This window comes from Streptomyces sp. NPDC021115 (genome assembly GCF_044333065.1).
Taxonomy (GTDB): Bacteria; Actinomycetota; Actinomycetes; order Streptomycetales; family Streptomycetaceae; genus Streptomyces.
Map to the genome: position 1 here is coordinate 315,175 of NZ_JBIRQF010000004.1, position 24,711 is coordinate 339,885.

The following is a 24,711-nucleotide window of genomic DNA, read 5'->3' on the forward strand; positions in this document are numbered from 1 at the left end:
CCTCGGCGTCACGGGGTTACGGGGTTACGGCGTCACGGGGTTGCCGCGGACGCCACCCCTCCGGGTCGACGCCCCCGGGCACCGCGTCCTCCGGGGCGTACGGCTCCCGGGTCAGCACGAAGGTGCCGAGGTCGAGATGGCCGGGCGCGCCGTCCTCGCGGCCCGTGACCACCCGCAGCGTCTCCCCCGCGTAGTAGCCGTCGAGGCCGGTCCAGGTGCCGTCCGGTTCGGCCCGGAAGCGGGAGCCGCGGCCCGTACCGCTGACCGGCGACAGCTCCAGGCCGCGGTCGGCGCGCAGCCGCAGCAGGAACGGGGTCGGACCCCAGTACCAGGGACCGGTCAGCGCCAGCAGCTCCGGATCGGCCTCGGGCAGCGGCCGCCAGGGCGCGGGGACGGTCGGCTCGTGCTCCGCCGTGATCCGTACGAGGTCGGCGGCGACGGAGGCGATCGACGCCCCCGAGGTGACGTTGGCCAGCGCGATCCCGGCCAGCCGGTCGTCCGCGCTGACCCACAGGGCGGCGAGGAAGCCGGGCATGGAGCCGACATGGCCGTACAGGAACCGGCCCTCGCTGCGCGCGAGCTGCACCCCGAGGCCGTAGCCGCCGTCCCAGTCCCGGCCCTCGGGCGGCGCGGCGGGCATGCGCATCTCGGCGAGCGTCGCCGCGCCGAGCACCCGGTCGTCCCCGTCCAGCAGGAAGGCGGCGAAGCGGGCCAGGTCGGCGGCGGTCGACCACAGCTGCCCGGCGGGCGCCATCCGCCCGGTGTCCTCGGTGGGTTCCGGCAGCAGCACATCGGCCCAGGGGTGGACGGCCCAGCCCCCGGCGTGCGGGGCGCGCGGTTCGAGGGACGTACGCGTCATCCCCAGCGGCTCCAGCACCTCGCGGGCGAGGACGTCGCCCCAGGCCGCGCCGCGCAGCCGCTCGACGAGCGCGCCGAGCAGGGCGAAGCCGGTGTTGGAGTAGTGGTGACGGCGTCCGGCGGGGTGCACGAGGGGGCGCTCGCCGAAGAGATCCGCCGTATCGGGGCGCAGCGCGCCCGGTGTGCGCTCCCACCACGGACCGCGCGGCTCGGCCGCCAGCCCCGAGGTGTGGGCGAGGAGCTGTGCGACGGTCGCGTCCTCCGCCTCGGGCACGTCCAGATGTTTGGCCAGCGGGTCGCCGAGGTCCAGCAGCCCCTCGTCGCGGAGCCGCATCACCAGCACCGCGGTGAGCGTCTTGGTCAGCGATCCGATCCGGTACTGGGTGTCGGCGCCGGGCGGCTGTCCGTCCGTACCGCCCCGGGCCCCCGTCCACACCAGCCGCCCCTCCCGCATCACGGCCCCCACCAGGGAGGGCGCCCGGCCCTCGGACTGGCCGACGGCGACGCGGTGGAGCAGGGCGCGGCGGGTGGCGGGCAGCAGCTCCGCGGAATCCTCGGATGCGGTCATGCCCGCACCCTACGGTCTGCCCCTTGTCTGCGGTCTGGCCTTTCTACGGTCTGGCCTTGACGTCGGCGGCAAGGTCTACGGTCGGGGCCATGCGGATCGGAGAGCTGGCCGAACGGGCGGGTACCACCACCCGCACCCTGCGCTACTACGAGTCGATCGGACTGCTGCCCGCGCGGCGCTCCGGCAACGGGTACCGGGCGTACGACGAGGACGACCTCCGGCTGGTCCGGCAGATCCGCACCCTCCAGGACTTCGGCTTCGGCCTGGAGGAGACCCGTCCGTTCGTGGAGTGCCTGCGCTCGGGCCATCCGGCCGGGGACTCCTGCCCGGCGTCGCTGGAGGTCTACCGGCGCAAGCTGGCCGAACTGGACGACTGCATCGCGCGGCTGAGCGACGTAAGGCAGCAGGTCGGGGCGCAGCTCGCCCGGGCGGAGCGGGCCCGGGCGGCGCTGGAGGCGGCGGCCACGGCGCCCGCCGGGGCGCCGGAGCCGCGCTGCGAGCTGACACCGGAGACGACACCAAGGGGAGACAGGGGATGAGCGAGATGACACCGACGCGGACCGGGGACGTGCCCGCGGTCACGGACGCCACCTTCGCCGAGGAGGTGCTGACGGCGGAGCTGCCGGTGCTCGTGGAGTTCACCGCCTCCTGGTGCGCGCCCTGCCACATGATCGCGCCGGTGCTGGCGGAGATCGCCCGGGAGGAGGGGCACCGGCTGAAAATCGTCCAGCTGGACGTGGACACCAACCCGGAGACGACGGTGGCGTACGGAGTGCTGTCGATGCCGACGCTGATGCTGTTCCGGGCGGGCGAGCCGGTGCGGTCGATGGTCGGGGCCCGGCCCAAGCGGCGGCTGCTGCACGAGCTGGCGGAGGTGCTCTGAGCCGCCGCCGGGCCCCCTATGCCTACTCCGGCTTACGGGCCAGGAGGATGGCCTGCGGAACCACCTCCCTGCCCTCGGGCTCGCGCACATGGCGGACCCGTATGGCGAACCCGGCCGCGTCGAGCAGCCCGGCGATCGCGTCCGGCGACAGCCTGCGGAAGTCGAGCGACACGGGATGGCCGAACGGCTCGGCCACGCGCAGCGGTTCGTCGCCGACCTGGAAGCCGACCAGCAGATGGCCGCCCGGGGCCAGCAGCCGGTGGAACTCGGCCAGCACCGCGGGCAGCCGCTCGGCGGGGGTGTGGATGAGGGAGTAATAGGTGACGATGCCGCCGAGGGCACCGTCCGGCAGGTCGAGCCCGGTCATCTGCCCCTGGTCGAACCGCAGCTCCGGATGCTCCCGCCGGGCCACCGCCAGCATCCCCGGGGACAGGTCGACGCCGAAGACGTCCAGCCCGAGCGAGTGCAGATAGGCCGTCGTCCGCCCCGGACCACAGCCGAGATCCGCGACCGGCCCGGCCGCCTCACCCCCCTGCCGCACCAGTTCGGCGAACGCGCCGAGCATGGCGCGGTCCAGCGGCTTGTCGTCCAGGTCGGACTTGAACATCTCCGCGTAGTCGTCGGCGATGGTGTCGTAGAAGGTCCGGGTGGTCAGCAGATCGCTCGGCTCGGTCATGGACGGGGACACTAGCGGCGGCGCGGGGCGGCCGCCGCCGTATTACCGAACGCGCCGCGCGCGCAGGACGGTGTCCCGGGTGTGGCGCGTGCCGGGCGGCGCGGCGGCGGTGCGCGGGCGGATTTCGTCGATCAGGACCGTCCAGTCGTGGCCGAGGAGCCCGGCGATCTCCGCGGGCTGGTAGTAGACGCCGGGGTCGACGTCCATCTCCTCGCGCGGGGGCAGATCAGCCAGGTCATGGCCGACGTAGAGGAGGGTTCCGCCGGGGGCGACGGCGTCCAGCAGGCCGTGCAGCGCGGTGTGGTCCGGCTCGCGCAGCAGCGGGAAGTACTGGGCGGACACCAGGTCGAACGCGGCGGCCGGAGGCGGCGTGACCGCCAGGTCGGCCCGGGACCACGTCATCCGGCCGGAGAGGTCCGCGGCCGCGGCGGCGGCGCGTTCCAGGGCGGTCGGGGAGATGTCGAGCCCGGTGACCCGCCAGCCGCGCCGGGCCAGCCACAGCGCGTCGCCGCCCTCACCGCAGCCGACGTCGAGGGCCCGCCCCGGCGCCAGATCGGTGGCCTCGGTGACGAGCACCCCGTTGGGGTTGCCGCTGTGGAGCTGGTCGGCGCTGCGGTACATGTCGTCCCAGAACTGTGCGTCCATCGACTCTGCCTTCGGTAGGGGCCCATGGCGGCGGCCGCCGCGGCCTGTTCACCCACCGTGGCCGCACCCACGCCGCCACGACAAAGGTTCTTGCCGGAACGGCAAATGACGCGGCGGCGCCGACAGCCATCGGCCATGGGAAGTGCGCGCGGCCACCGCCGTGGGGGCACTACCGTGCACAGGACTTGGCAAGCCATCACCTCCAGGGAGACACCATGTCTGACAGCTATCCGGCTCTGCCGCCGGAGGCGGAGCGGGGCTCGGTCCGCAGGGTCACGGTGGTGGGCGAGGATGTGCTGAGCCGTCCCTGCCGCGAGGTCACCGAGTTCGGCACCCCGGAGCTGTCGGCGTTGATCGACGACATGTTCCTGACCATGTACGTGGCAGACGGCGCGGGCCTGGCCGCCAATCAGGTCGGCGTCGACTTGCGGCTGTTCGTGTACGACTGCGGGGACGACGCCGGGATCCGGCACGTCGGCCACATCCTCAACCCGGTTCTGGAACTGCCCGGTCCGGGCGACCGCCGCCTCGTCGACGACATCGAGGGCTGCCTGTCCGTGCCGGGTGCCTCCATGGAGGTCCCCCGCACCGATCGTGCCGTCGTCCGCGGCTTCGACCAGGACGGCGGCCCGCTCGTCATCGAGGGGACGGGGTACTTCGCCCGGTGCCTCCAGCACGAGACCGACCACCTCATGGGCCACACCTACCTCGACCGGCTCTCCAAGCGGGACCGCAAGGACGCCCTGCGGCAGATGGAAGAGCGCCGCGAGGACGTCTTCGCGCGACGCGCGCTCAAGGCGGCCCGGCTACGCCCGGACCAGGAACAGGTCTAGAGCCGGGATCAGGTCTGGGACCGGGATCAGGTCTGGGCCATGTCCACGAAGCGCGAGTAGTGGCCCTGGAAGGCGACGGTGATGGTGGCCGTCGGACCGTTACGGTGCTTGGCCACGATCAGGTCGGCCTCACCCGCGCGCGGGGACTCCTTCTCGTACGCGTCCTCACGGTGCAGCAGGATGACCATGTCGGCGTCCTGCTCGATGGAGCCACTTTCCCGGAGGTCCGAGACCATCGGCTTCTTGTCGGTGCGCTGCTCGGGGCCACGGTTCAGCTGGGAGAGCGCGATCACCGGCACCTCCAGCTCCTTGGCCAGCAACTTCAGGTTTCGCGACATGTCCGAGACCTCCTGCTGACGGCTCTCGGGGCGCCGGGCGCCGCCGGACTGCATCAGCTGGAGGTAGTCGATGACGACCAGCTGGAGATCATTGCGCTGCTTGAGCCGACGGCACTTGGCGCGAATCTCCATCATCGACAGGTTCGGGGAGTCGTCGATGAACAGCGGGGCCTGGGACACGTCCGGCATGCGCCGGGCGAGCCGGGTCCAGTCCTCGTCGGTCATGCTGCCGGAGCGCATGTGGTGCAGCGCCACCCGGGCCTCGGCGGACAGCAGACGCATCGCGATCTCGTTGCGCCCCATCTCCAGGGAGAAGATCACGCTCGGCATGTTGTTCTTGATCGAACAGGCGCGGGAGAAGTCGAGGGCGAGGGTGGACTTACCCATGGCGGGCCGGGCGGCAATGACGATCATCTGGCCGGGGTGCAGGCCGTTGGTCAGCGAGTCCAGGTCGGTGAAGCCGGTGGGCACCCCGGACATCTGGCCGCTGCGCGAGCCGATGGCCTCGATCTCGTCGAGGGCGCCCTCCATGATGTCGCCGAGCGGCAGATAGTCCTCGCTGGTCCGCTGCTCGGTGACGGCGTAGATCTCCGCCTGGGCGTTGTTGACGATCTCGTCGACGTCTCCGTCGGCCGCGTATCCCATCTGGGTGATGCGGGTGCCCGCCTCAACCAGGCGGCGCAGCACGGCCCGCTCGTGGACGATCTCCGCGTAGTACTCGGCGTTGGCCGCGGTGGGGACCGACTGGACCAGGGTGTGGAGATACGAGGCGCCGCCGACCCGGGCGATCTCGCCGCGCTTGGTCAGCTCGGCCGCGACCGTGATGGGGTCGGCGGGCTCGCCCTTCGCGTACAGGTCGAGGATCGCCTGGTAGACGGTCTCGTGGGCGGGGCGGTAGAAGTCGTTGCCCTGGAGGACCTCCACCACATCGGCGATGGCGTCCTTGGACAGCAGCATGCCGCCGAGCACGGACTGCTCGGCGTCGAGGTCCTGCGGCGGGACGCGCTCGAAGCCGGAGCCTTCCCAGGCACCGCCGTCGCGGCCCCGGTCGTGCTGGTCGTCACGGCCCCGGCCGCCCTCACCGCGGCCGCCGCCTTCGCCGCGGCGGAAGCGGGGGGACGGGAAATCGGCCGGGCCGGAGTCCGCCCATGGGTCGTCCATGGGCTCGGGCACGCTCACCCCGCCACCTCCTCCCGTCCGCGGTGCGGACCTCGCCGCGACGTCTTCAGTCTTACGGCACGGCTATGACAAACAGGGCGCCCGGCTTCCGCTCACGACGCGTCGAGTTCTGGTGGATTCGAGGCCGGAACAGATGGCGGGCGCCGGATAACGGTAGGCCCGTCGGGGCCACCGGCCAACTCGGTTATCCACAGGCCATGTGGATGATGCGATCCATCCTGTGGAGAAGTCCCGCGAACCTGTGCACGGGCCGGGGGACAGCGCTGTGGACAAACACACAATCACCCCAGAGTCGCGGCTCTGACCTGCGATTTCTCTATCCAGGGGCTGTGCAGAAGAAAAACTTCCACACCCGATGCAAGATCACGACAAACGGCGCAGAGGAGAGTACCGCGAGCGCCGCCATGTAAGGACTACACACGTCTTGTGTCTCTTACCTGTGGAAGATTACATTGCCTCCATGACACAGGCCCCCGCGAGCGCGCGGAGCACCGCCCGCAGGCATGACCGCGAGATCGTCGCCCTCGCCGTACCCGCCTTCGGCGCCCTCGTGGCGGAACCCCTCTTCGTCATGGTCGACAGCGCCATCGTCGGCCATCTCGGCACCCCGCAGCTCGCCGGTCTGGGCGTCGCCGCCGCCCTGCTGACCTCCGCGGTGAACATCTTCGTCTTCCTCGCCTATGCCACCACCGCCGCCGTGGCCCGCCGGGTCGGCGCCGGTGACCTCCCCGGCGCGATCCGGCAGGGCATGGACGGCATCTGGCTGGCCCTGCTGCTCGGCGCCGCCGTCATCGCCGCCGCCTTCCCCACCGCACCCGGCCTCGTCGACCTCTTCGGCGCCTCCGACACCGCCGCCCCGCACGCCCTCACCTATCTGCGCATCAGCACCCTCGGTATCCCCGCGATGCTCATGGTGCTCGCCGCCACCGGGGTGCTCCGCGGCCTCCAGGACACCCGTACCCCGCTCTACGTGGCCATCGGCGGTTTCACGGCCAACGCCGCGCTGAACGCGGGCCTCGTCTACGGCGCCGGGCTCGGCATCGCGGGCTCCGCCTGGGGCACGGTGATCGCCCAGTGGGCCATGGCCGCCGTCTACCTGGTGGTCGTCGTCCGGGGCGCCCGGCGCCACGGCACCTCGCTGCGTCCCGACGCCGCCGGGATCCGGGCCTGCGCCCACGCCGGGGCACCGCTGCTGGTCCGTACGCTCTCGCTGCGCGCCGTGATGCTGATCGCGACGGCGGTGGCGGCCCGCCTCGGGGACACCGAGGTCGCCGCCCACCAGATCGTGCTGACCCTGTGGACCCTGCTGGCGTTCGCGCTGGACGCCATCGCCATCGCGGGCCAGGCCATCATCGGGCGATATCTCGGGGCCGAGGACGCCGGGGGAGCGCGCGCCGCCTGCCGCCGCATGGTGCAGTGGGGGATCGTCTCGGGCATCGTGCTCGGCCTGCTGGTGGTCGCCTCCCGTCCGCTGTTCATCCCCCTGTTCACCTCGGACCCCGCGGTGAAGGACGCGCTGCTGCCGGTACTGCTGGTGACGGCCGCGATCCAACCGGTCTCGGGGGTCGTCTTCGTGCTCGACGGGGTGCTGATGGGCGCGGGCGACGGTCCGTATCTCGCCGGAGCCATGCTCGTCACGCTCGCTGTCTTCGCCCCGATCGCCCTGCTCGTCCCCGTCTGGGGCGGGGGACTGACCGCCGTGTGGTGGACCATGGCGCTGATGATGTCGCTCCGGCTGGCGACCCTCTGGCTGCGTGCCCGCTCCGGGCGCTGGATCGTCACCGGCGCGACGCGCGCCTGAGGCCGCACACCGGGCCACGGCGCGAAGGGCCTCGCCCAGCGCGAAGGGCCCGGCCCCGTCCGGCACGCAGGCCTCCGTCCAGCGCGAAGGGCCGCACCCCATGGGGGTGCGGCCCTCTCACATGCTCGGCTCGGCCGAGCGCTGCGTTACGCGGCGACGACCTCGACGCCGACCTTCGCGGCCACCTCGGCGTGCAGCCGGACCGACACCTGGTGCGCGCCCAGGGTCTTGATGGGCTGCGGCACCTCGATACGGCGCTTGTCGACGTCCGGGCCACCCGCGTCCTTGATCGCCGAAGCGATGTCGGCCGGGGTGACGGATCCGAACAGTCGGCCGGCGTCGCCGGCGCGGGTCTTCAGCCGCACCTTGACGCCCTCGAGCTGCGACTTGACCTCGTTGGCCTGCTCGATCGTGGCGATCTCGCGGATGCGACGACCGCGGCGGATCTGCTCGACGTCCTTCTCGCCACCCTTGGTCCAGCGGATCGCGAGACCACGCGGAACCAGGTAGTTACGGGCGTATCCGTCCCGGACGTCCACGACGTCACCGGCGGCGCCGAGGCCGGAGACCTCGTGGGTGAGGATGATCTTCATGACTCGGTCACCCTTCCCTTATCGCGCGGTGGACGTGTAGGGCAGCAGCGCCATCTCACGGCTGTTCTTCACGGCCGTGGCGACATCGCGCTGGTGCTGAGTGCAGTTGCCGGTGACCCGGCGGGCACGGATCTTGCCGCGGTCGGAAATGAACTTCCGCAGCAGGTTCGTGTCCTTGTAGTCGACGTAGGAGATCTTCTCCTTGCAGAACACGCAAACCTTCTTCTTAGGCTTGCGAGCAGGCGGCTTCGCCATTGTCTCTCTCCAGTGTGATCAAGAAGTTTGTGCTGGTCGCCCAGACCAGGCAGGGCGATGTTTCACGTGAAACCGCGTGAAACAGCGCGCCGTGACCTAGAAGGGCGGCTCGTCCGAGTAGCCGCCGCCACTGCCGGAGCCACCGCCCCAGCCGCCGCCACCGCCGCCCTGGCCGCCACCGGCCGGAGCGCCGGTCGCCCACGGGTCGTCGGCGGGAGCGCCGCCGCCCTGCTGCTGACCGCCGCCGGGGCCACCGCCCCAGCCGCCGCCACCGCCGCCGCCCTGGCCGCCACCGCCGCCGTAGCCACCCTGGCCACCGCGCCCGGTGGTCTTGGTGACCTTGGCCGTGGCGTTGCGCAGGCTGGCACCGACCTCGTCGACATCCAGCTCGTAGACCGTGCGCTTGATCCCCTCACGGTCCTCGTACGACCGCTGCTTCAGACGGCCCTGCACGATGACGCGCATACCGCGCTGAAGCGACTCGGCCACATTCTCCGCGGCCTGCCGCCACACCGAGCACGTGAGGAAGAGGCTCTCGCCGTCCTTCCACTCGTTGGTCTGGCGGTCGAACGTACGGGGAGTGGACGCGACGCGGAACTTCGCGACCGCCGCACCGGAGGGGGTGAAGCGCAGCTCGGGGTCGTCGACGAGATTGCCGACGACCGTGATGACGGTCTCGCCTGCCATTGGGGAACCTCTCGGCGGTACTGCTGGGCTGCTTGCTACTCGTTGCGATATGGCCCGGTGACCGTTGAACGCTTACGCGGTCAGTGGGTCTCGGGACGAAGGACCTTGGTCCGGAGGACCGACTCGTTCAGGTTCAGCTGGCGGTCGAGCTCCTTGACGACCGCAGGCTCGGCCTGAAGGTCGATGACCGAGTAGATGCCCTCGGGCTTCTTCTTGATCTCGTACGAGAGACGACGACGCCCCCAGGTGTCGACCTTCTCGACCTTGCCGTTGCCCTCACGGATAACGGAAAGGAAGTTCTCGATCAGCGGGGAGACAGCACGCTCCTCGAGATCGGGGTCGAGGATGACCATCACCTCGTAGTGACGCATGTGGAACCCACCTCCTTTGGACTCAGCGGCCACGGTCGTTCCGTGGCAGGAGGGTCGTGATGCGTTGTGCCGTGGCGTCTGTGCAGACACCACCGCAGACCGTACACAGTACCCGGCTCCGTCCTCCCGCTTGAAATCCGGGCGTCCTGGCCCGCAATCTGTACACATCGGGTGTGAGCGGCGTTACAGTTCGCCGCCCTGCCTTTATGGGCCTACCTGGAGGTGCCCCATGGCACAGGCAGCACGACCGCAGCACGGACTGCTCTCCTTCCTGGACACCGACGGCAAGTCGCATCCCCGCGAGAACGCCATCGCCGTGGCGACGCTGCTGATCGGACTGATCTCCTTCGTCACGGCCCACTTCCCGGGCCTCCACCTGCTCAGCTCGTGGACCGGGCTGGTCGGCATGGTCGGCGGGGCCTGGGGTCAGATGATCTCCGTGACCACCGGAGAGCGGTTCCTGCTGATCATCGGGCTCGTTGCGTCGGGCGTCGGCTTCTACCTCGGCATGGCACACGGCGGGCTCTTCGGCGGGCTGCTGGGCTGACTCCCCGAGGGCGGGTTGCCCCCAGGCCCAAACGGGGCGCGCCCCGGTCGCAGTAGGCTTCGGCGCGAGAGCCGGAGCCCCGACCCTGGGGACAAACCTGCCGAGGAGCGCCCCGCAATGAGCCTGACCCTGAGGACGATCAGCCGAGAGCAGCATCTGGCGTACATCCAGAGCCTGCCCGCGGCAAGCCACATGCAGGTCCCGGCATGGGCTGACGTCAAGTCGGAGTGGCGCTCGGAGAACCTCGGCTGGTTCGACGCCACCGGCCAGCTGGTCGGCGTCGGCCTCGTGCTCTACCGCCAACTGCCCAAGATCAAGCGGTATCTCGCCTACCTCCCCGAGGGCCCGGTCATCAACTGGTACGCGCCCAACCTGGAGGAGTGGCTGCGCCCGATGCTCGCGCATCTCAAACAGCAGGGCGCCTTCTCCGTGAAGATGGGCCCGCCGGTCATCATCCGCCGCTGGGACTCCGCCGCGATCAAGTCCGGCATCCAGAGCCCCGATGTGAAGCGGCTGCGCGATGTGGAGGCCACCCACATCGAGCCGCGGGCCTTCGAGGTCTCCGACCGGCTGCGGCGGATGGGCTGGCAGCAGGGCGAGGACGGCGGTGCGGGCTTCGGTGACGTCCAGCCGCGGTACGTCTTCCAGGTGCCCCTGGAGAACCGCTCCCTGGAGGACGTGCACAAGAGCTTCAACCAGCTGTGGCGCCGCAACATCAAGAAGGCCGACAAGGCCGGTGTCGAGGTCGTCCAGGGCGGCTACGAGCACCTTGGCGAGTGGCAGCGGCTCTACGAGATCACCGCGGAGCGCGACCACTTCCGGCCCCGCCCGCTGAGCTACTTCCAGCGCATGTGGACGGCCCTCAACACCGAGGACCCCAACCGGATGCGGCTGTACTTCGCCATGCACGAGGGCGAGGCGGTGGCGGCCGCCACGATGCTCGTCGTCGGCGGCCACGTCTGGTACTCCTACGGCGCCTCCGCCAACCACAAGCGCGAGGTCCGGCCCTCGAACGCGATGCAGTGGCGGATGCTCCGCGACGCGTACGCGCTCGGCGCGACCGTCTACGACCTGCGCGGCATCTCCGACTCGCTCGACGAGAACGATCATCTCTTCGGCCTGATCCAGTTCAAGGTCGGCACCGGTGGGCAGGCTGCCGAATACCTCGGTGAGTGGGACTTCCCCCTCAACAAGCTGCTCCACAAGGCGCTCGACATCTACATGTCCCGCCGCTGACCCTGATTTCCTGCTTCCCCGCACACGCTGCATACCTCGAATACACCGCGGCAACGAGAAAGGTTCCGGGACCGGCCAATGGCGCTCACCCTCTATGTCGACACCGCGCGCTGGCGGGCGCACCAGCAGATGGTCATCCAGCAGTTCCCGGGGATAGTCCCGGTCTGCAAGGGCAACGGCTACGGCTTCGGCCATGAGCGGCTGGCCGAGGAAGCCGCCCGCGTCGGCGCCGACGTTCTCGCCGTGGGGACCACCTACGAGGCCGCCCGGATGAAGGACTTCTTCAGCGGCGACCTGCTCGTCCTCACCCCGTTCCGCCGCGGGGAGGAGCCGGTGCCGCTGCCGGACCGGGTGATCCGGTCGGTCTCGTCCGTCGACGGTGTCTACGGCCTGGTGAACGCGCGCGTCGTGATCGAGGTCATGAGCAGCATGAAGCGGCACGGCGTCACCGAGGAGGACCTGCCCAAGCTGCACGCCGCCATAGAGAACGTGCGGCTGGAGGGGTTCGCGATCCACCTCCCGCTCGACCGGACCGACGGCATCGACGCGGTCGAGGAGGTCATCGGGTGGATGGACCGGCTGCGCGCGGCGCGGCTGCCGCTGCACACCATGTTCGTCAGCCACCTCAAGGCGGACGAACTGGCCCGGCTCCAGCAGCAGTTCCCGCAGACCCGGTTCCGCGCCCGCATCGGCACCCGGCTGTGGCTGGGCGACCACGAGTCCACGGAGTACCGGGGCTCGGTGCTCGACGTCACCCGGGTCGCCAAGGGCGAGCGCTTCGGCTACCGCCAGCAGAAGGCCGCATCCGACGGCTTCCTGGTGGTCGTCGCGGGCGGCACGTCCCATGGCGTCGGCCTGGAGTCACCCAAGGCGCTGCACGGGGTGATGCCCCGGGCCAAGGGGGTCGCCCGCGCCGGTCTCGCCACCGTCAACCGCAACCTCTCGCCCTTCGTCTGGGCGGGCAAGCAGCGGTGGTTCGCCGAACCGCCGCACATGCAGGTGTCCATCCTGTTCGTGCCGGGCGATGTCACGGCACCCCAGGTGGGGGACGAGCTGGTGGCGCATCTGCGCCACACCACCACGCAGTTCGACCGCCTGCTCGACCGCTGAGCCCGGCCGCCCGGGGTGGGCTCCCGCCCGGAGCTCACCCCCGGCCGGTGCCCCAGTCCGCGAGCACCGCGCCCTCGTACTGCGCCGTGCGCCGCGCCGGTCCCAGCACGAACACGTCCGGCGCCCGGTCGAGCACGCCGCCCGACGGGTCGTCCGAGCCGTCCCGGCGCACCGGGTCCCGGTCCGGCACCAGCGCGTCCCGTACGACCATCGCGCACAGGAAGAGCGTGCCCGCGAAGTGCAGCGCGGTCGCGAGCTGGTAGCCCTCGGGCGGCAGCCCCCGGTGCTGATCGCCGCTGTTGGTGTACGCGAGGTACATCCAGATCCCGAGGAAATACATCACCTCGCACGCCTGCCACACCAGGAAGTCCCGCCAGCGCGGCCGTGCCAGGGCCGCGAGCGGGATCAGCCACAGCACGTACTGCGGTGAGTAGACCTTGTTGGTGAGCACGAACGCCACGATGACCAGGAAGGCGAGCTGGGCGAAGCGCGGACGGCGCGGGGCGCACAGGGCGAGGGCCGCCACTCCGGCGCAGGCCAGCGCCATGAGGATCATGGCGTAGGTGTTGACGTCGTCCATGGGGTTGCCGGTGCGCTGCGAGATGATCAGCCAGAGCGACCCGAAGTCGACGGGGCGTTCCTGGCTGAACGTGTAGAACTGCTTCCACCCGTCGCGGATGTGCAGCCCGCCCTGCGTACTGATCATCACGGGCACGTTCACCACCAGCCAGGCGGCCGCGGTGCCGCCCGTCGCCGCCCAGAAGGCACGCCACCGGCCCGCACGCAGGCACAGCACCAGCAGCGGGCCGAGCAGCAGCACCGGGTAGAGCTTCGCGGCGGTCGCGAGGCCGAGCAGCACACCGGCGGCCAGCGCGCGGCTGCGGGACCACATGAGCATGGCGGCGGCGGTGAGGGCGACCGCGAGGAGGTCCCAGTTGATCGTGGCGGTGAGCGCGAAGGCGGGGGCCAGGGCGACGAGCAGCGCGTCCCAGGGGCGGCGGCGGTGCGTACGGGACACGCACACCGCGATGACCGCGGTGCAGGCCATGAGCATGGCCGCGTTGGCCAGCCAGTAGACCTGCTCGCGGGTCTGGAGGTCGCCGCCGTGCGGGGTCAGCCAGGAAGCGACCTCCATCAGGAGGCCGGTGAGGACCGGGTACTCCAGGTACTCCATCCCGCCGGAGACGCTGTCCGGTATCCGGTTGAAGTACGGGACGAGGTCATCGGCGAAGCCGCGGCCGTTGTACAGGTGCGGGATGTCGGAGTAGCAGGCGTGGGTGTACTGGGCGGTGGCGCCGTAGAACCAGCCGCCGTTGTAACAGGGCAGCTTCTGCACCATGCCCAGGGCGAACATCCCGATCGCGACGAGCGCGATGATCCGCACCGGGGTCCACCAGCTCGTGCCCAGCAGCGCCCGGCGCCCGACCGGGCCGCCGATCAGCTCGCTCCCGGCCGCGGCCACCGCATCCTCGGTGGTCGGCCGTACGGGCTGGGCCTGTGGGTCCTCGCGCACGCTCATGGGCCCATCCTGCCGTACGAGCCCGGCGGGAGGAGTGAGGACCGCCTGAGCGGCCCGCTGAGCGCCTGGGAACGTCCTGACCGGCCCGGGGCCGCCTACACGCCGGTAAGACGCCCAGAGGGCCGCGGAGGCCCTGATACGGCGGCGGCCGCGCCGGAGCGGGATGCTCCGGCGCGGCCGCCGATCGTTGTGCGGGCTGTCGGGCCTATTGGTCCTTGCGGGACCCGGACGGGCCTCCGAAGATCCCGCCGCCCGGTGGCTCCGTGGTCGGCGAGGGCGAGGGTCCGCCCGGGCCGCCACTGGGGCCGGCGTTACCGCCGCCCTGGTTGTCGCCACCACCGTTGTTGTTGCACTTGAAGTCCAGCGGATCACAAGTCTGGGTGGGGCTCGGGCTGCCGGAGGACGTCTCGGACGGCGTCTCCGACGGCGTCTCCGACGGGGTCGGAGACGGCGTCTCCGTCGGCTTCTGGGTCGTCGGCGTGGGGCTCGCGTTCTCGCCGTAGACCTTGTTGCCGATCGGCTCGGCCGCCGGGAAGTCCTTCGCCGGCTGCCCCGCCATCGCCTGGCGCATGTAGTCGGCCCAGATCTCGGCCGGGAACGACGCACCATGGATGGTCTTCTGACCGCCCACACCGCGCATGGAGCGGAAGACCTGCCGCTTGGCCTGGTCGTTCACCCGCCACATGCCGATCGACGTGGACAGCTGCGGGGTGTAACCGGCGAACCAGGCCGACTTGTTCTGGTCGGTGGTTCCGGTCTTGCCCGCGGCCGGGCGGCCGATCTTCGCCGAGGTGCCGGTGCCGCGCTGGACGACGTTCTTCAGCACGTCCGTGACGTTGTTCGCCACGTTGGCGTCGAAGGCCTGCGTGAGCTTGGCGTCCTCCTTGTGGTTGTAGACCTCACCGTCCTTGTCCTCGACCCGCTCGACCGAGTACGGATCGGCCTGCTGGCCGCTGGCCGCGAAGGTCGCGTACGCCCCGGCGAGCCGGATCGCGCTGGGCGCGGAGGTACCGAGGGAGAACGTCGGGGTGATCGACGCCAGCTGCTCCTTGCTGAGGCCCGCGTCCAGGGCGGCGTCCCGCACCTTGTCCGTGCCGACGTCCATGCCCAGCTGGATGAAGGGCGTGTTCACCGAGAACTGCATCGCGGTGCGCAGGCTGATCTTGCCCTTGTCCTCGTCACCGTCGTTGCTCTGGTGCCACTCCTGGTTGTTCTTGTCCCTCCATACGGATCCGTCGTAGTCGCGCAAGGTCAGCTTGTTGTCACCGTCGTAGACACTCGACGGGTTGACCTTGGTGCGTTCCGAATCCGGTTGCTCACGCGGCCCGTTGCGGTCCCGGACACCGTCCCTCATCGCCGCGGCCAGGACGAAGGGCTTGAAGGTCGAGCCCACCTGGACACCGGTGTAGTCCGCGTTGTTGCGATAGTGCTCCAGCGCGTCGCTACCGCCGTAGATCGCCTTGATCTTGCCCGACTTGGGCTCCACCGAGGCGCCACCGAACTGCACGTATTTGTCCACTTCGCGCTGTTTCGGCTTGATGTTCTCCTTGGTCACCTTGTTGACCGCGTTCTTCAGCAGACCCATCTTCTTGCGGTCGAAGGTGGTGTGGATCTGATAGCCGCCCTTGTCCAGCTCCGTCTTGGAGATGTTGGTGTTGGCGACCACGTAATTGTCGGCGAGGTCGGTCAGATAACCGATCTGACCCTGCTTGTTCGTCGCCACCTTCGGGCTCTTCGTCTGCGGGAAACCCTTGGCGAGGTACTGCTGGGCCTCGGCCTTGGACAGCCGGCCCACCTGGACCTCCCGCTTGAGGATCCACGCCCAGCGCGCCGTGGCCCGCTTGGTGTTCGCCTCCGCGCTGGCGGTCGGCCCGTAGCCACCGTTCGGGTCGTACAGGTTGGGACCGTTGAGCGTCGCCGCGAGGAAGGCGCTCTGGCTCGGGTTGAGCTTCTCGCAGTCCTTGTCGAAGTACGCGCGGGCCGCCGCCTGACAGCCGTAGGCACCGCGGCCGTAGTACGCGGTGTTCAGGTACCCCGCGAGAATGTAGTCCTTGCTCTTGGTCGTACCGACCTTGACGGAGATGAGCAGTTCCTTGGCCTTGCGCGTCACCGTCTGCGACTGGTCGAGGTACGTGTTCTTCACGAACTGCTGGGTGATGGTCGACCCACTCTGGGTCGCACCGCCCCGCGCCATGTTGACGACGGCGCGCGCGATACCCATCGGGTCGACGCCCGAGTCCTGGTAGAAGCTGGCGTTCTCGGCCGAGATCACCGCGTTCTGCATGTTCTTGGGGATCTTGTTGAGCGGCACGATCTGCCGGTTGAGATCACCACCGCCCGAGACCACCATCTGCTTGCCGTCGCCCCAGTAGTAGACGTTCTTCTGGGTCTGCGACGCGGCCTGCGCGGTGGGAACGTCGACGATCATCCACCCGATGCCCACGGCGCTGACGAGCACCGCGAAGAAGAAGATGAAGGTCCCCGTGACGAGCCTCCAGGACGGGACCCAGCGGCGGAAGCCCGACTTGCCCGCGCGCGGGTAGTCGATGAACCGCTTCTTGCCGGGCGGCCCGTCGCCGCCCGCGCCATGTCCGCGGCCACCACCGGTGGCCCGCCGGCCACCACCGCGCCCGCCGCGGCCCGCGCCGCCGGCGGCCGTATCCGGCGCTCGTCTACGTCCGCCACCGCTGCGTTGCGCGGCGCGTCGGGCCTCGGCCCTGCCGCCGTGGGAAGGCTCTTCCCCATATGAGGCCGAGCCCGACTCGGCGGCGTTGTGCGATGGTGCTGCGCGACGGCCGGACGACTGCTGTCCGGCACGCCGGGCCGCTGCTCGGCCGCCGCCCTGGGGCTGCGGCGGCTTGCGACGGTGCTCGCTCATGGAACGACTACTCCTCGGGCAGGCGCTATCGCCTGAAAGCGGCAGGTGGCTTCCGGTCCCCCCGATGTGCGATCCGGCCACACCTGGTAACCGGACGCACTGCCTCCAGGACGAGGACGCAGGACAGCGTCACACGGTTCCCTTTGGTCTGCATGGCGAACAGAGTACGCACGGCCAAATCTTGTCCCTCCGGCGCCTTCACTCCATAACGGTCCGGTTGAGTCCCACTGAGTCCCGCGAAGAGGTGATGTGACGCCGTTCACCGTGGTCGCTCTTGTCCCACCGGGACCACGGCTCTATCGTCCTGATGTATCGAGTCGATACATCAGCTCGGCATAGTGACCCCAGGAGACGGGAGAGGCAGGCGATGAGCAGACGCTCCGGCATCCTCGAGTTCGCCGTCCTCGGCCTGCTCCGCGAGTCCCCGATGCACGGATATGAGCTGCGAAAGCGCCTCAACACCTCACTCGGGGTGTTCCGTGCCTTCAGTTACGGCAGTCTCTACCCCTGTCTCAAGACGCTGGTCGCCAACGGCTGGTTGATCGAGGAGCCCGGGAACGCCTCCGAGGAGGCCGTCGCCGCAACCCTCGCCGGCCGCCGGGCGAAGATCGTCTACAGGCTGACGGCGGACGGTAAGGAGCGGTTCGAGGAGCTGCTCTCCCACACCGGCCCGGACGCATGGGAGGACGAGCACTTCGGCGTCCGCTTCGCCTTCTTCGGACAGACGTCGCGGGACGTGAGGATGCGTGTGCTCGAAGGGCGGCGCAGCCGCCTGGAGGAGCGCCTGGCGAAGATGCGGGCCGCCCTGGCCCGCACGCGTGAGCGGCTGGACGACTACACCCTCGAACTCCAGCGGCACGGCATGGAGTCGGTGGAGCGCGAGGTCCGCTGGCTGAACGAGTTGATCGAGAGCGAGCGGGCCGGGCGCGACCAGCGCGACGAGCCCGCCGGGCAGGACCGGGCGCCTGAGCAGGGGCCGGACCGGTCGCCGGAGCAGGACCGGTCAGGAGATGCGGACGGCCTGCCCCGGCACCGGGGTGGATCCCGGCCGGACCCGTCCGATGACACCGCCAAGTGAGGCCCCGCACCCCGCAGGGCTTCGTCGAGTACACACAGGGAGCAACCGGAATGGGTTCGGTTCGTGTAGCCATCGTCGGCGTGGGCAACTGCGCCGCGTCGCTGGTGCAGGGCGTCGAGTACTACAAGGACGCCGACCCGGACACCCGCGTGCCGGGTCTGATGCATGTGCAGTTCGGCGACTACCACGTGCGTGACGTGGAGTTCGTCGCCGCCTTCGACGTCGACGCCAAGAAGGTCGGGCTGGACCTCGCGGACGCCATCGGCGCCAGCGAGAACAACACCGTCAAGATCTGTGATGTGCCGTCGACCGGTGTCACGGTCCAGCGCGGCCACACCCACGACGGTCTCGGCAAGTACTACCGCGAGACCATCGACGAGTCCGACGAGACCCCGGTCGACGTGGTCCAGGTCCTCAAGGACAAGCAGGTCGACGTCCTGGTCTGCTACCTGCCCGTGGGCTCGGAGGACGCCGCCAAGTACTACGCCCAGTGCGCCATCGACGCCAAGGTCGCCTTCGTCAACGCGCTCCCGGTCTTCATCGCCGGCACCAAGGAGTGGGCGGACAAGTTCACCGAGGCGGGCGTGCCGATCGTCGGTGACGACATCAAGTCCCAGGTCGGCGCCACCATCACGCACCGGGTGCTGGCGAAGCTGTTCGAGGACCGGGGCGTCATCCTGGACCGCACGATGCAGCTGAACGTCGGCGGCAACATGGACTTCAAGAACATGCTCGAGCGTGAGCGCCTGGAGTCCAAGAAGATCTCCAAGACGCAGGCCGTCACCTCGCAGATCCCGGACCGCGAGCTGGGCGCCGACAACGTCCACATCGGCCCGTCGGACTACGTGGCCTGGCTGGACGACCGCAAGTGGGCGTACGTCCGCCTCGAGGGCCGGGCGTTCGGCGATGTCCCGCTGAACCTGGAGTACAAGCTCGAGGTGTGGGACTCCCCGAACTCCGCGGGCGTCATCATCGACGCGCTGCGCGCCGCGAAGATCGCCAAGGACCGCGGCATCGGCGGCCCGATCCTCTCCGCCTCCTCGTACTTCATGAAGTCGCCGCCGGTGCAGTACTTCGACAACGAAGCCCGGGAGAACGTCGAGAAGTTCATCAAGGGTGAGGTCGAGCGCTGAGCCCTCGCATCACGTCGTGATGGCGCACCGTCACGGCTGATCTCCGCCGCATGATCACGGGCCTCCGGGAATCCCCCCGGAGGCCCGTGCGGTGTGTGAAGGTGGCGTCATGCCCGTTGTGCGTGATCTCCGCGTGCTGCTGCAACTGCGCGACTTCCGCCATCTACTGGCCGTCCGTCTGCTGTCCCAGTCCGCCGACGGCGTCTACCAGGTCGCGCTGGCCACCTATGTGGTCTTCTCCCCGGAGAAGGAGACGTCCGCCGCGGCCATCGCCTCCGCCATGGCCGTCCTGCTGCTCCCCTACTCCCTCCTCGGCCCCTTCGCCGGTGTGCTGCTGGACCGCTGGCGCCGCCGCCAGGTCCTGCTCCACGGCAATCTGATGCGCTCCGCGCTGGCCGCCGGAACCGCGGTCCTGGTCCTCGCCCAGGTCCCGGAGTGGCTGTTCTACGTCTCCGCCCTGTCCGTGACGGCGGTCAACCGCTTCGTCCTGGCCGGATTGTCGGCCTCGCTGCCGCGGGTGGTGGACACCAAGGAGCGTCTGGTCATGGCCAACTCCCTGTCCCCGACCGCGGGCACGCTCGCCGCCACCGCGGGCGGCGGCCTGGCGTTCGTGGTCCGGCTCTCCGGCCCTGGTGAATCCTCGTCGGACGCGCTGGTCGTCCTGCTGGGCGCCGCGCTCTACCTCCTCGCCGGGCTCGCGGCGCTCCGGATGCCCTCCGACCTCCTGGGGCCCAATCCGGCGGCCCTGCAACCACATCTGGGGGCGGCCCTCGTGAGCACCGTCCGTGGACTCGTCGCCGGGTTACGCCACCTCGTGCACCGCAGGGATCCCACCGTGGCCCTGACGGCGATGACGCTGATGCGCTTCTGCTACGGCGCCCTGACCGTCATGGTGCTGATGCTCTGCCGGTACGCATGGGCCGACACTGAATCGGGCGGGCTGGCGCTCCTCGGTATCGCGGTGGCCGTCTCGGGCGCGGGCTTCTTCGCCGCGGCGGTCATCTCCCCCTGGGCGATCGGCCGGCTTTCCTCGCTCGATGCCCACCGGCCGGACGGCCAGCTGCACTGGGTGATGGTGTGTGCGGCGGCCGCGGCCATTCTGGAACCGGGCCTGGGGCTCCCCTTCGAACCCGCCCCGATACTGATCGCCGCCTTTGTGCTCGGCCTCATCACCCAGGGCGCGAAGATCGCCACCGACACCGTCGTCCAGTCCGCGATCGAAGACGACTTCCGCGGGCGGGTCTTCTCCCTCTATGACGTGCTCTTCAACGTCGCCTTCGTGGGGGCCGCGGGGGTGGCCGCCCTGATGCTGCCGCCGGACGGGACATCGGCCGCTCTGGTGGCCGGGGTGGCCGTGCTGTACGCGGCGACCGCCGCACTGCTCCTGTTTCACGTGAAACACCGCCCCGCGCAACGCACGGGGCTCGATGTTTCACGTGAAACGTGACGCGCCCGAAGACACGAATGGAACGGGAGCCGCGGCATCAGTCCTGAGACTGGGCCGCCCACCACTCCTTGAGCGCCGCGACGGCGGCATCCCGCTCCATGGGGCCGCGCTCCAGCCTCAGCTCCAGCAGATGCTTGTACGCCATGCCGACCTGAGGCCCAGGGGCGATGCCGAGCACCTTCATGATCTCGTTGCCGTCGAGGTCCGGGCGGATCGAGTCCAGCTCTTCCTGCTCCTGAAGCCTCGCGATCCGCTCCTCCAGCCCGTCGTACGCACGCGACAGCGCCATGGCCTTCCGCTTGTTGCGCGTCGTGCAGTCCGAGCGGGTCAGCTTGTGCAGTCGGTCCAGCAGCGGCCCCGCGTCACGCACATAGCGCCGCACGGCCGAGTCGGTCCATTCGCCCGTGCCGTAACCGTGGAAGCGCAGATGCAGCTCGACCAGCCGGGAGACGTCCTTGACCAGCTCGTTGGAGTACTTGAGCTTCGTCATCCGCGACTTGGTCATCTTGGCGCCCACCACCTCGTGGTGGTGGAAGGAGACACGGCCGTCCTTCTCGAAGCGGCGCGTCTTCGGCTTCCCGATGTCATGCAGCAGCGCGGCCAGCCGCAGCACCAGATCGGGACCGCCCTCCTCCAGATCGATGGCCTGGTCCAGCACGGTCAGCGAGTGCTCGTACACGTCCTTGTGCCGGTGATGCTCGTCACGCTCCAGCCGCAGCGCGGGGATCTCCGGCAGGACGCAGTCGGTGAGCCCGGTCTCGACCAGCAGCCGCAGCCCCTTCCGGGGGTGGGCGCCCAGGATCAGCTTGTTCAGCTCGTCCCGCACCCGCTCGGCCGAGACGATCTCGAGCCGTCCGGCCATCGACTTCATCGCGGCGACCACCTCGGGCGCCACCTCGAAGTCGAGCTGGGAGGCGAAGCGCGCCGCGCGCATCATCCGCAGCGGATCGTCGGAGAAGGAATCCTGCGGGGTCCCGGGAGTGCGCAGCACGCGCGCGGCGAGATCCTCGAGCCCGTTGTGCGGGTCGATGAACTCCTTCTGCGGAAGCGCCACCGCCATCGCGTTGACCGTGAAGTCCCGGCGGACCAGATCTTCCTCGATGGATTCGCCGTAGGACACCTCGGGCTTCCGGGAGGTCCGGTCATAGGCTTCCGACCGATACGTCGTGATTTCGATCTGGAAGCTCTGATACGTCCCGTTGTCGCCCGGCCCCTCCTTCTGGCAGCCGACCGTGCCGAAGGCGATGCCCACCTCCCATACGGCGTCCGCCCAGGGCCGGACGATCTTCAGCACCTCTTCGGGGCGGGCGTCCGTCGTGAAGTCCAGATCGTTACCGAGGCGTCCGAGCAGCGCGTCCCGTACCGAGCCGCCGACCAGCGCCAGGCGGAACCCGGCCTGCTGAAAGCGTCGGGCGAGATCGTCTGCGACGGGAGAGACCCGCAAGAGTTCGGCCACGGCGCGGCGCTGCACCTGGTTGAGCTCGTTGGTGGACTGCGGGGTTCGGCTGTCATTGTTGGCGTTCGGCACAACAGAACAGGGTACGTGGCCGCGCGCCCCGGGGCCTCCACACCGGTCGTCGGCTCCATCACGGTGACGATCTTGTGGAGCCGTCCACAGCACTTCGCCACAGCGGGCATCGTTACCATTTCGTGGACGCACATTGCGACGACCACTGACGATCACTGACGATCACTGACGACAAGGGACGGGCGAGCGCGTGGCCGATGCGGCAGACCTCCGGGAGACGACGTCCTCTCGCGCCCGTCGATGGCTACGGCGGACCGGTGCGCTCCTCGCAGCGGCACCGGTGCTCGCGGGCGTCCTCCAGGTCCCCGCGGCCCCCGCCGCCCATGCGGCGGGCAAACCCACCGGCTCACGCTCGGTGGACGTCGACATCACCTCGCTGACGCCCACAGCGCCGGCCAAGAGCGACACCCTCACCGTCAGCGGCACCGTCACCAACGACAGCGGGTCGACGGTCTCCGGCGCCCATGTCGGCCTGCGCGTCGGCCCCAGCCTGGAGGGCCGTAACGCGATCGACAGCGCCGCCCGGCGCTCCGGCTATCAGCAGGGCGCCGACGGCACCGAGATCGGCGGCAAGTACACCAAGAAGGTCGGCAAGCTGGGCGCGGGCGCCAGCCGGGACTTCACGCTCTCCATACCGGTGAACGAGCTGCGTCTGGGGGAGAACGGCGTCTATCAGCTCGGTGTGTCCCTCAGCGGTCAGACCCAGAGCCGCCCCTGGCAGCAGGTGCTGGGCATCGAGCGCACCTTCCTGCCCTGGCAGTCGAGTTCGCCCGCCAAGAAGACGCAGCTCACCTATCTGTGGCCGCTGATCTCCACGCCCCATGTGACCTCGCGCACCGACGCGGACGAGGACCGGACACCCATCTTCCGGGACGACCGGCTCAAGGCGGAGCTGGCCCCCGGCGGTCGGCTCCAGCAGATGGTCAGGCTGGGGAAGAACCTCCCCATCACCTGGGTGATCGACCCCGATCTGCTCGCCACGGTCGACGCGATGACGCGGGAGTACGAGGTCCAGAACCGGCACGGGGACGGGACGACGACCGGTCACGGCCAGGCGGTCGCCAAACGGTGGCTGGACGACCTCCAGAAGGCCGTGGAGGGCCATCAGGTGGTCGCCCTGCCGTTCTCCGACCCCGACATCGCGTCGCTCGCCCACCACGGCAAGAACGTCCCCGGCGCCCTCAGCCACCTCCGGGACGCCACCGAGCTCGCCTCGACGACCGTGGAGACGATCCTCGGGGTGAAGCCGCGCACCGACTTCGCCTGGCCGGCCGACGGCGCGGTCGACTCCTCGATCGTCGACGTCGCCACCTCCGCTGGCGCCCACAACGTCATCGCGCGGAGCGACAGCCTCCGGGAGACCGGCAACCTCTCCTACACCCCCACCGCGGCCCGGCAGATCGGCGGCGGCAACACCGCGGTGGTCGCGGACGCCCGGCTGTCCACCGCCTTCACCGGCGACATGTCCAAGGCGGACAACTCCACGCTCGCCATCCAGCGGTTCCTCGCCCAGAGCCAGATGATCAACCTCCAGGCGCCGGACCGGCAGCGCAGCGTCGTGGTGGCTCCGCAGCGCATCCCCACCACCAGCCAGGCACAGGCGATGGCGGCGGCCCTGGACGGCCTGTCGGGGCAGTGGACCCAGCCGATGAGCCTGGGGCAGGCCGCGAAGGCCAAGCCCGATCCGAACGCCACCGAGCGCGTGCCCGGCACCCGCCAGTACCCCGCTTCGCTCCGCCGCCAGGAACTGCCGACCCAGGCGTTCGAGGACGTCCGGAAGACCCAGTCCACGCTCAACAGGTTCGAGAAGATCCTCACCGCCAAGTACCGGGTGGTCACCCCCTTCGGCAATGCGATCCGGCGGGTGATGTCCACCTCGTGGCGCGGCGACGCACCGGGCGCGACCCACTTCCGCGACGGAGTGCGGGGATATCTGAACGGGCTGACCAAGAAGGTGCGCCTGGTCCCGAAGACGGACATGACGCTGTCCGGGCGGAGCGCGACCATCCCGGTGACTGTGCAGAACAACCTGGTGCAGGGCGTTCAGCTGCGGCTGGTCCTCCGCTCCCAGCAGGGCAACCGCCTGGCGGTCAGCGAACCCCAGGTGGTCAACGTCGAGGGCGGGCACAGCCAGTCCGTGAAGTTCGGGACGACGGCCAACGCGAACGGTCCGGTGTGGGTGTCGGCCCGGCTGGTCACGCCGGACGGCCAGCCGTACAGCGGCGAGATGCCGTTCGAGGTGAATGTCACCGAAATCACATCGACCGTCATCCTCGTGATCGCGGGCGGTGTGCTGCTGCTGGTCCTCGCCGGAATCCGGATCTACCTCCAGCGCAAGCGGGCCGCCGCCGCGAACGGCGACGACGAGGACCCGCAGGAGGGCGAGGCGACGGACGCGGAGAGCGACGGGACCGACCCCGACCCCGCCCACGTGCCGGAGCAGCCGAGTGACCCGGCGCCGGACACCGGTTCGCAAAGCGCCGGGGCATCCGGCGCGGGTGAGAAAGTGGACCATTGAGCAATTCCGGGGCCGGCCGGCCGCAGCGGA

At 69.9% G+C, this 24,711-nt stretch carries 22 protein-coding genes; 11 read left to right on the forward strand and 11 right to left on the reverse strand.

Annotated features, from left to right (window positions below):
• Positions 1-16 precede the first annotated feature (16 nt).
• Positions 17-1,426, reverse strand: coding sequence for a serine hydrolase domain-containing protein (locus ACH4TL_RS15400; protein WP_398314245.1), 1,410 nt, complete (start codon positions 1,424-1,426; stop codon positions 17-19).
• An 89-nt stretch (positions 1,427-1,515) separates the two neighbouring features.
• Here ACH4TL_RS15400 and ACH4TL_RS15405 point away from each other — a divergent pair, with 89 nt between their 5' ends.
• Both ACH4TL_RS15405 and trxA read left to right on the forward strand, forming a co-directional pair.
• Positions 1,516-1,965 (forward strand): MerR family transcriptional regulator, encoded by a 450-nt coding sequence (locus ACH4TL_RS15405; RefSeq protein ID WP_398314247.1) that lies wholly within the window; start codon positions 1,516-1,518, stop codon positions 1,963-1,965.
• A 5-nt stretch (positions 1,966-1,970) separates the two neighbouring features.
• Positions 1,971-2,309, forward strand: coding sequence for a thioredoxin (gene trxA / locus ACH4TL_RS15410; RefSeq protein WP_398314908.1), 339 nt, complete (start codon positions 1,971-1,973; stop codon positions 2,307-2,309).
• Positions 2,310-2,331: 22 nt separating this feature from the next.
• On the opposite strand, the gene ACH4TL_RS15415 is transcribed toward trxA, so the two are convergent.
• Both ACH4TL_RS15415 and ACH4TL_RS15420 read right to left on the reverse strand, forming a co-directional pair.
• Positions 2,332-2,985 carry a class I SAM-dependent DNA methyltransferase gene (locus tag ACH4TL_RS15415; RefSeq protein ID WP_398314249.1) on the reverse strand — a complete coding sequence of 218 codons (654 nt, stop codon included), beginning with the start codon at positions 2,983-2,985 and terminating at the stop codon, positions 2,332-2,334.
• 42 nt (positions 2,986-3,027) lie between these two features.
• Positions 3,028-3,630, reverse strand: coding sequence for a class I SAM-dependent methyltransferase (locus ACH4TL_RS15420; RefSeq protein WP_398314251.1), 603 nt, complete (start codon positions 3,628-3,630; stop codon positions 3,028-3,030).
• Positions 3,631-3,845: 215 nt separating this feature from the next.
• Between ACH4TL_RS15420 and def the strand changes: the two genes are divergently transcribed.
• On the forward strand, positions 3,846-4,463 hold the full coding sequence (def, locus tag ACH4TL_RS15425; protein ID WP_398314253.1) for a peptide deformylase: 618 nt from the start codon (positions 3,846-3,848) through the stop codon (positions 4,461-4,463).
• Between the two features lie 26 nt (positions 4,464-4,489).
• Here the strand turns inward: def and dnaB are convergent, their stop codons facing one another.
• The gene (dnaB, locus tag ACH4TL_RS15430) at positions 4,490-5,980 is read right to left on the reverse strand and encodes a replicative DNA helicase (RefSeq protein WP_398314255.1); all 1,491 of its coding nucleotides are present in this window, start codon (positions 5,978-5,980) and stop codon (positions 4,490-4,492) included.
• Between the two features lie 460 nt (positions 5,981-6,440).
• Here dnaB and ACH4TL_RS15435 point away from each other — a divergent pair, with 460 nt between their 5' ends.
• The gene (locus ACH4TL_RS15435) at positions 6,441-7,781 is read left to right on the forward strand and encodes an MATE family efflux transporter (RefSeq protein ID WP_398314257.1); all 1,341 of its coding nucleotides are present in this window, start codon (positions 6,441-6,443) and stop codon (positions 7,779-7,781) included.
• Positions 7,782-7,927: 146 nt separating this feature from the next.
• On the opposite strand, the gene rplI is transcribed toward ACH4TL_RS15435, so the two are convergent.
• The 4 genes from rplI to rpsF all read right to left on the reverse strand — a co-directional run bounded on the left by rplI (position 7,928) and on the right by rpsF (position 9,687).
• Positions 7,928-8,374, reverse strand: coding sequence for a 50S ribosomal protein L9 (rplI, locus tag ACH4TL_RS15440; protein ID WP_398314259.1), 447 nt, complete (start codon positions 8,372-8,374; stop codon positions 7,928-7,930).
• An 18-nt stretch (positions 8,375-8,392) separates the two neighbouring features.
• Positions 8,393-8,629 (reverse strand): 30S ribosomal protein S18, encoded by a 237-nt coding sequence (rpsR, locus tag ACH4TL_RS15445; RefSeq protein ID WP_003978893.1) that lies wholly within the window; start codon positions 8,627-8,629, stop codon positions 8,393-8,395.
• A gap of 96 nt (positions 8,630-8,725) precedes the next feature.
• Positions 8,726-9,316: a single-stranded DNA-binding protein gene (locus tag ACH4TL_RS15450; protein ID WP_009716509.1), complete on the reverse strand. Its 591-nt coding sequence runs from the start codon at positions 9,314-9,316 to the stop codon at positions 8,726-8,728.
• A gap of 80 nt (positions 9,317-9,396) precedes the next feature.
• Complete coding sequence (rpsF, locus tag ACH4TL_RS15455) at positions 9,397-9,687, reverse strand: 30S ribosomal protein S6 (RefSeq protein WP_123106135.1); 291 nt, start codon at positions 9,685-9,687, stop codon at positions 9,397-9,399.
• Positions 9,688-9,916: 229 nt separating this feature from the next.
• Between rpsF and ACH4TL_RS15460 the strand changes: the two genes are divergently transcribed.
• The 3 genes from ACH4TL_RS15460 to ACH4TL_RS15470 all read left to right on the forward strand — a co-directional run bounded on the left by ACH4TL_RS15460 (position 9,917) and on the right by ACH4TL_RS15470 (position 12,580).
• Positions 9,917-10,234, forward strand: a complete 318-nt coding sequence (locus tag ACH4TL_RS15460; RefSeq protein WP_398314261.1) for a hypothetical protein — start codon at positions 9,917-9,919, stop codon at positions 10,232-10,234.
• Between the two features lie 117 nt (positions 10,235-10,351).
• The gene (locus ACH4TL_RS15465; protein WP_398314263.1) at positions 10,352-11,470 is read left to right on the forward strand and encodes a lipid II:glycine glycyltransferase FemX; all 1,119 of its coding nucleotides are present in this window, start codon (positions 10,352-10,354) and stop codon (positions 11,468-11,470) included.
• 78 nt (positions 11,471-11,548) lie between these two features.
• Complete coding sequence (locus ACH4TL_RS15470) at positions 11,549-12,580, forward strand: alanine racemase (protein ID WP_398314264.1); 1,032 nt, start codon at positions 11,549-11,551, stop codon at positions 12,578-12,580.
• 34 nt (positions 12,581-12,614) lie between these two features.
• Here ACH4TL_RS15470 and ACH4TL_RS15475 read toward each other — a convergent pair whose 3' ends face one another.
• Positions 12,615-14,099, reverse strand: a complete 1,485-nt coding sequence (locus ACH4TL_RS15475; protein ID WP_398314266.1) for a glycosyltransferase family 87 protein — start codon at positions 14,097-14,099, stop codon at positions 12,615-12,617.
• Positions 14,100-14,304: 205 nt separating this feature from the next.
• On the reverse strand, positions 14,305-16,977 hold the full coding sequence (locus ACH4TL_RS15480; RefSeq protein WP_398314268.1) for a transglycosylase domain-containing protein: 2,673 nt from the start codon (positions 16,975-16,977) through the stop codon (positions 14,305-14,307).
• A gap of 367 nt (positions 16,978-17,344) precedes the next feature.
• Between ACH4TL_RS15480 and ACH4TL_RS15485 the strand changes: the two genes are divergently transcribed.
• The 3 genes from ACH4TL_RS15485 to ACH4TL_RS15495 all read left to right on the forward strand — a co-directional run bounded on the left by ACH4TL_RS15485 (position 17,345) and on the right by ACH4TL_RS15495 (position 20,635).
• Positions 17,345-18,055: a helix-turn-helix transcriptional regulator gene (locus ACH4TL_RS15485; RefSeq protein ID WP_398314270.1), complete on the forward strand. Its 711-nt coding sequence runs from the start codon at positions 17,345-17,347 to the stop codon at positions 18,053-18,055.
• Between the two features lie 50 nt (positions 18,056-18,105).
• Entirely contained in the window at positions 18,106-19,188 is a 1,083-nt protein-coding gene (locus ACH4TL_RS15490) for an inositol-3-phosphate synthase (RefSeq protein ID WP_398314272.1), read from the forward strand.
• A gap of 109 nt (positions 19,189-19,297) precedes the next feature.
• Positions 19,298-20,635: an MFS transporter gene (locus ACH4TL_RS15495; protein WP_398314274.1), complete on the forward strand. Its 1,338-nt coding sequence runs from the start codon at positions 19,298-19,300 to the stop codon at positions 20,633-20,635.
• Positions 20,636-20,672: 37 nt separating this feature from the next.
• Here the strand turns inward: ACH4TL_RS15495 and ACH4TL_RS15500 are convergent, their stop codons facing one another.
• Positions 20,673-22,163: a CCA tRNA nucleotidyltransferase gene (locus tag ACH4TL_RS15500; protein ID WP_398314276.1), complete on the reverse strand. Its 1,491-nt coding sequence runs from the start codon at positions 22,161-22,163 to the stop codon at positions 20,673-20,675.
• A gap of 190 nt (positions 22,164-22,353) precedes the next feature.
• Here ACH4TL_RS15500 and ACH4TL_RS15505 point away from each other — a divergent pair, with 190 nt between their 5' ends.
• Positions 22,354-24,681 (forward strand): DUF6049 family protein, encoded by a 2,328-nt coding sequence (locus ACH4TL_RS15505; RefSeq protein ID WP_398314278.1) that lies wholly within the window; start codon positions 22,354-22,356, stop codon positions 24,679-24,681.
• Positions 24,682-24,711: the final 30 nt, after the last annotated feature.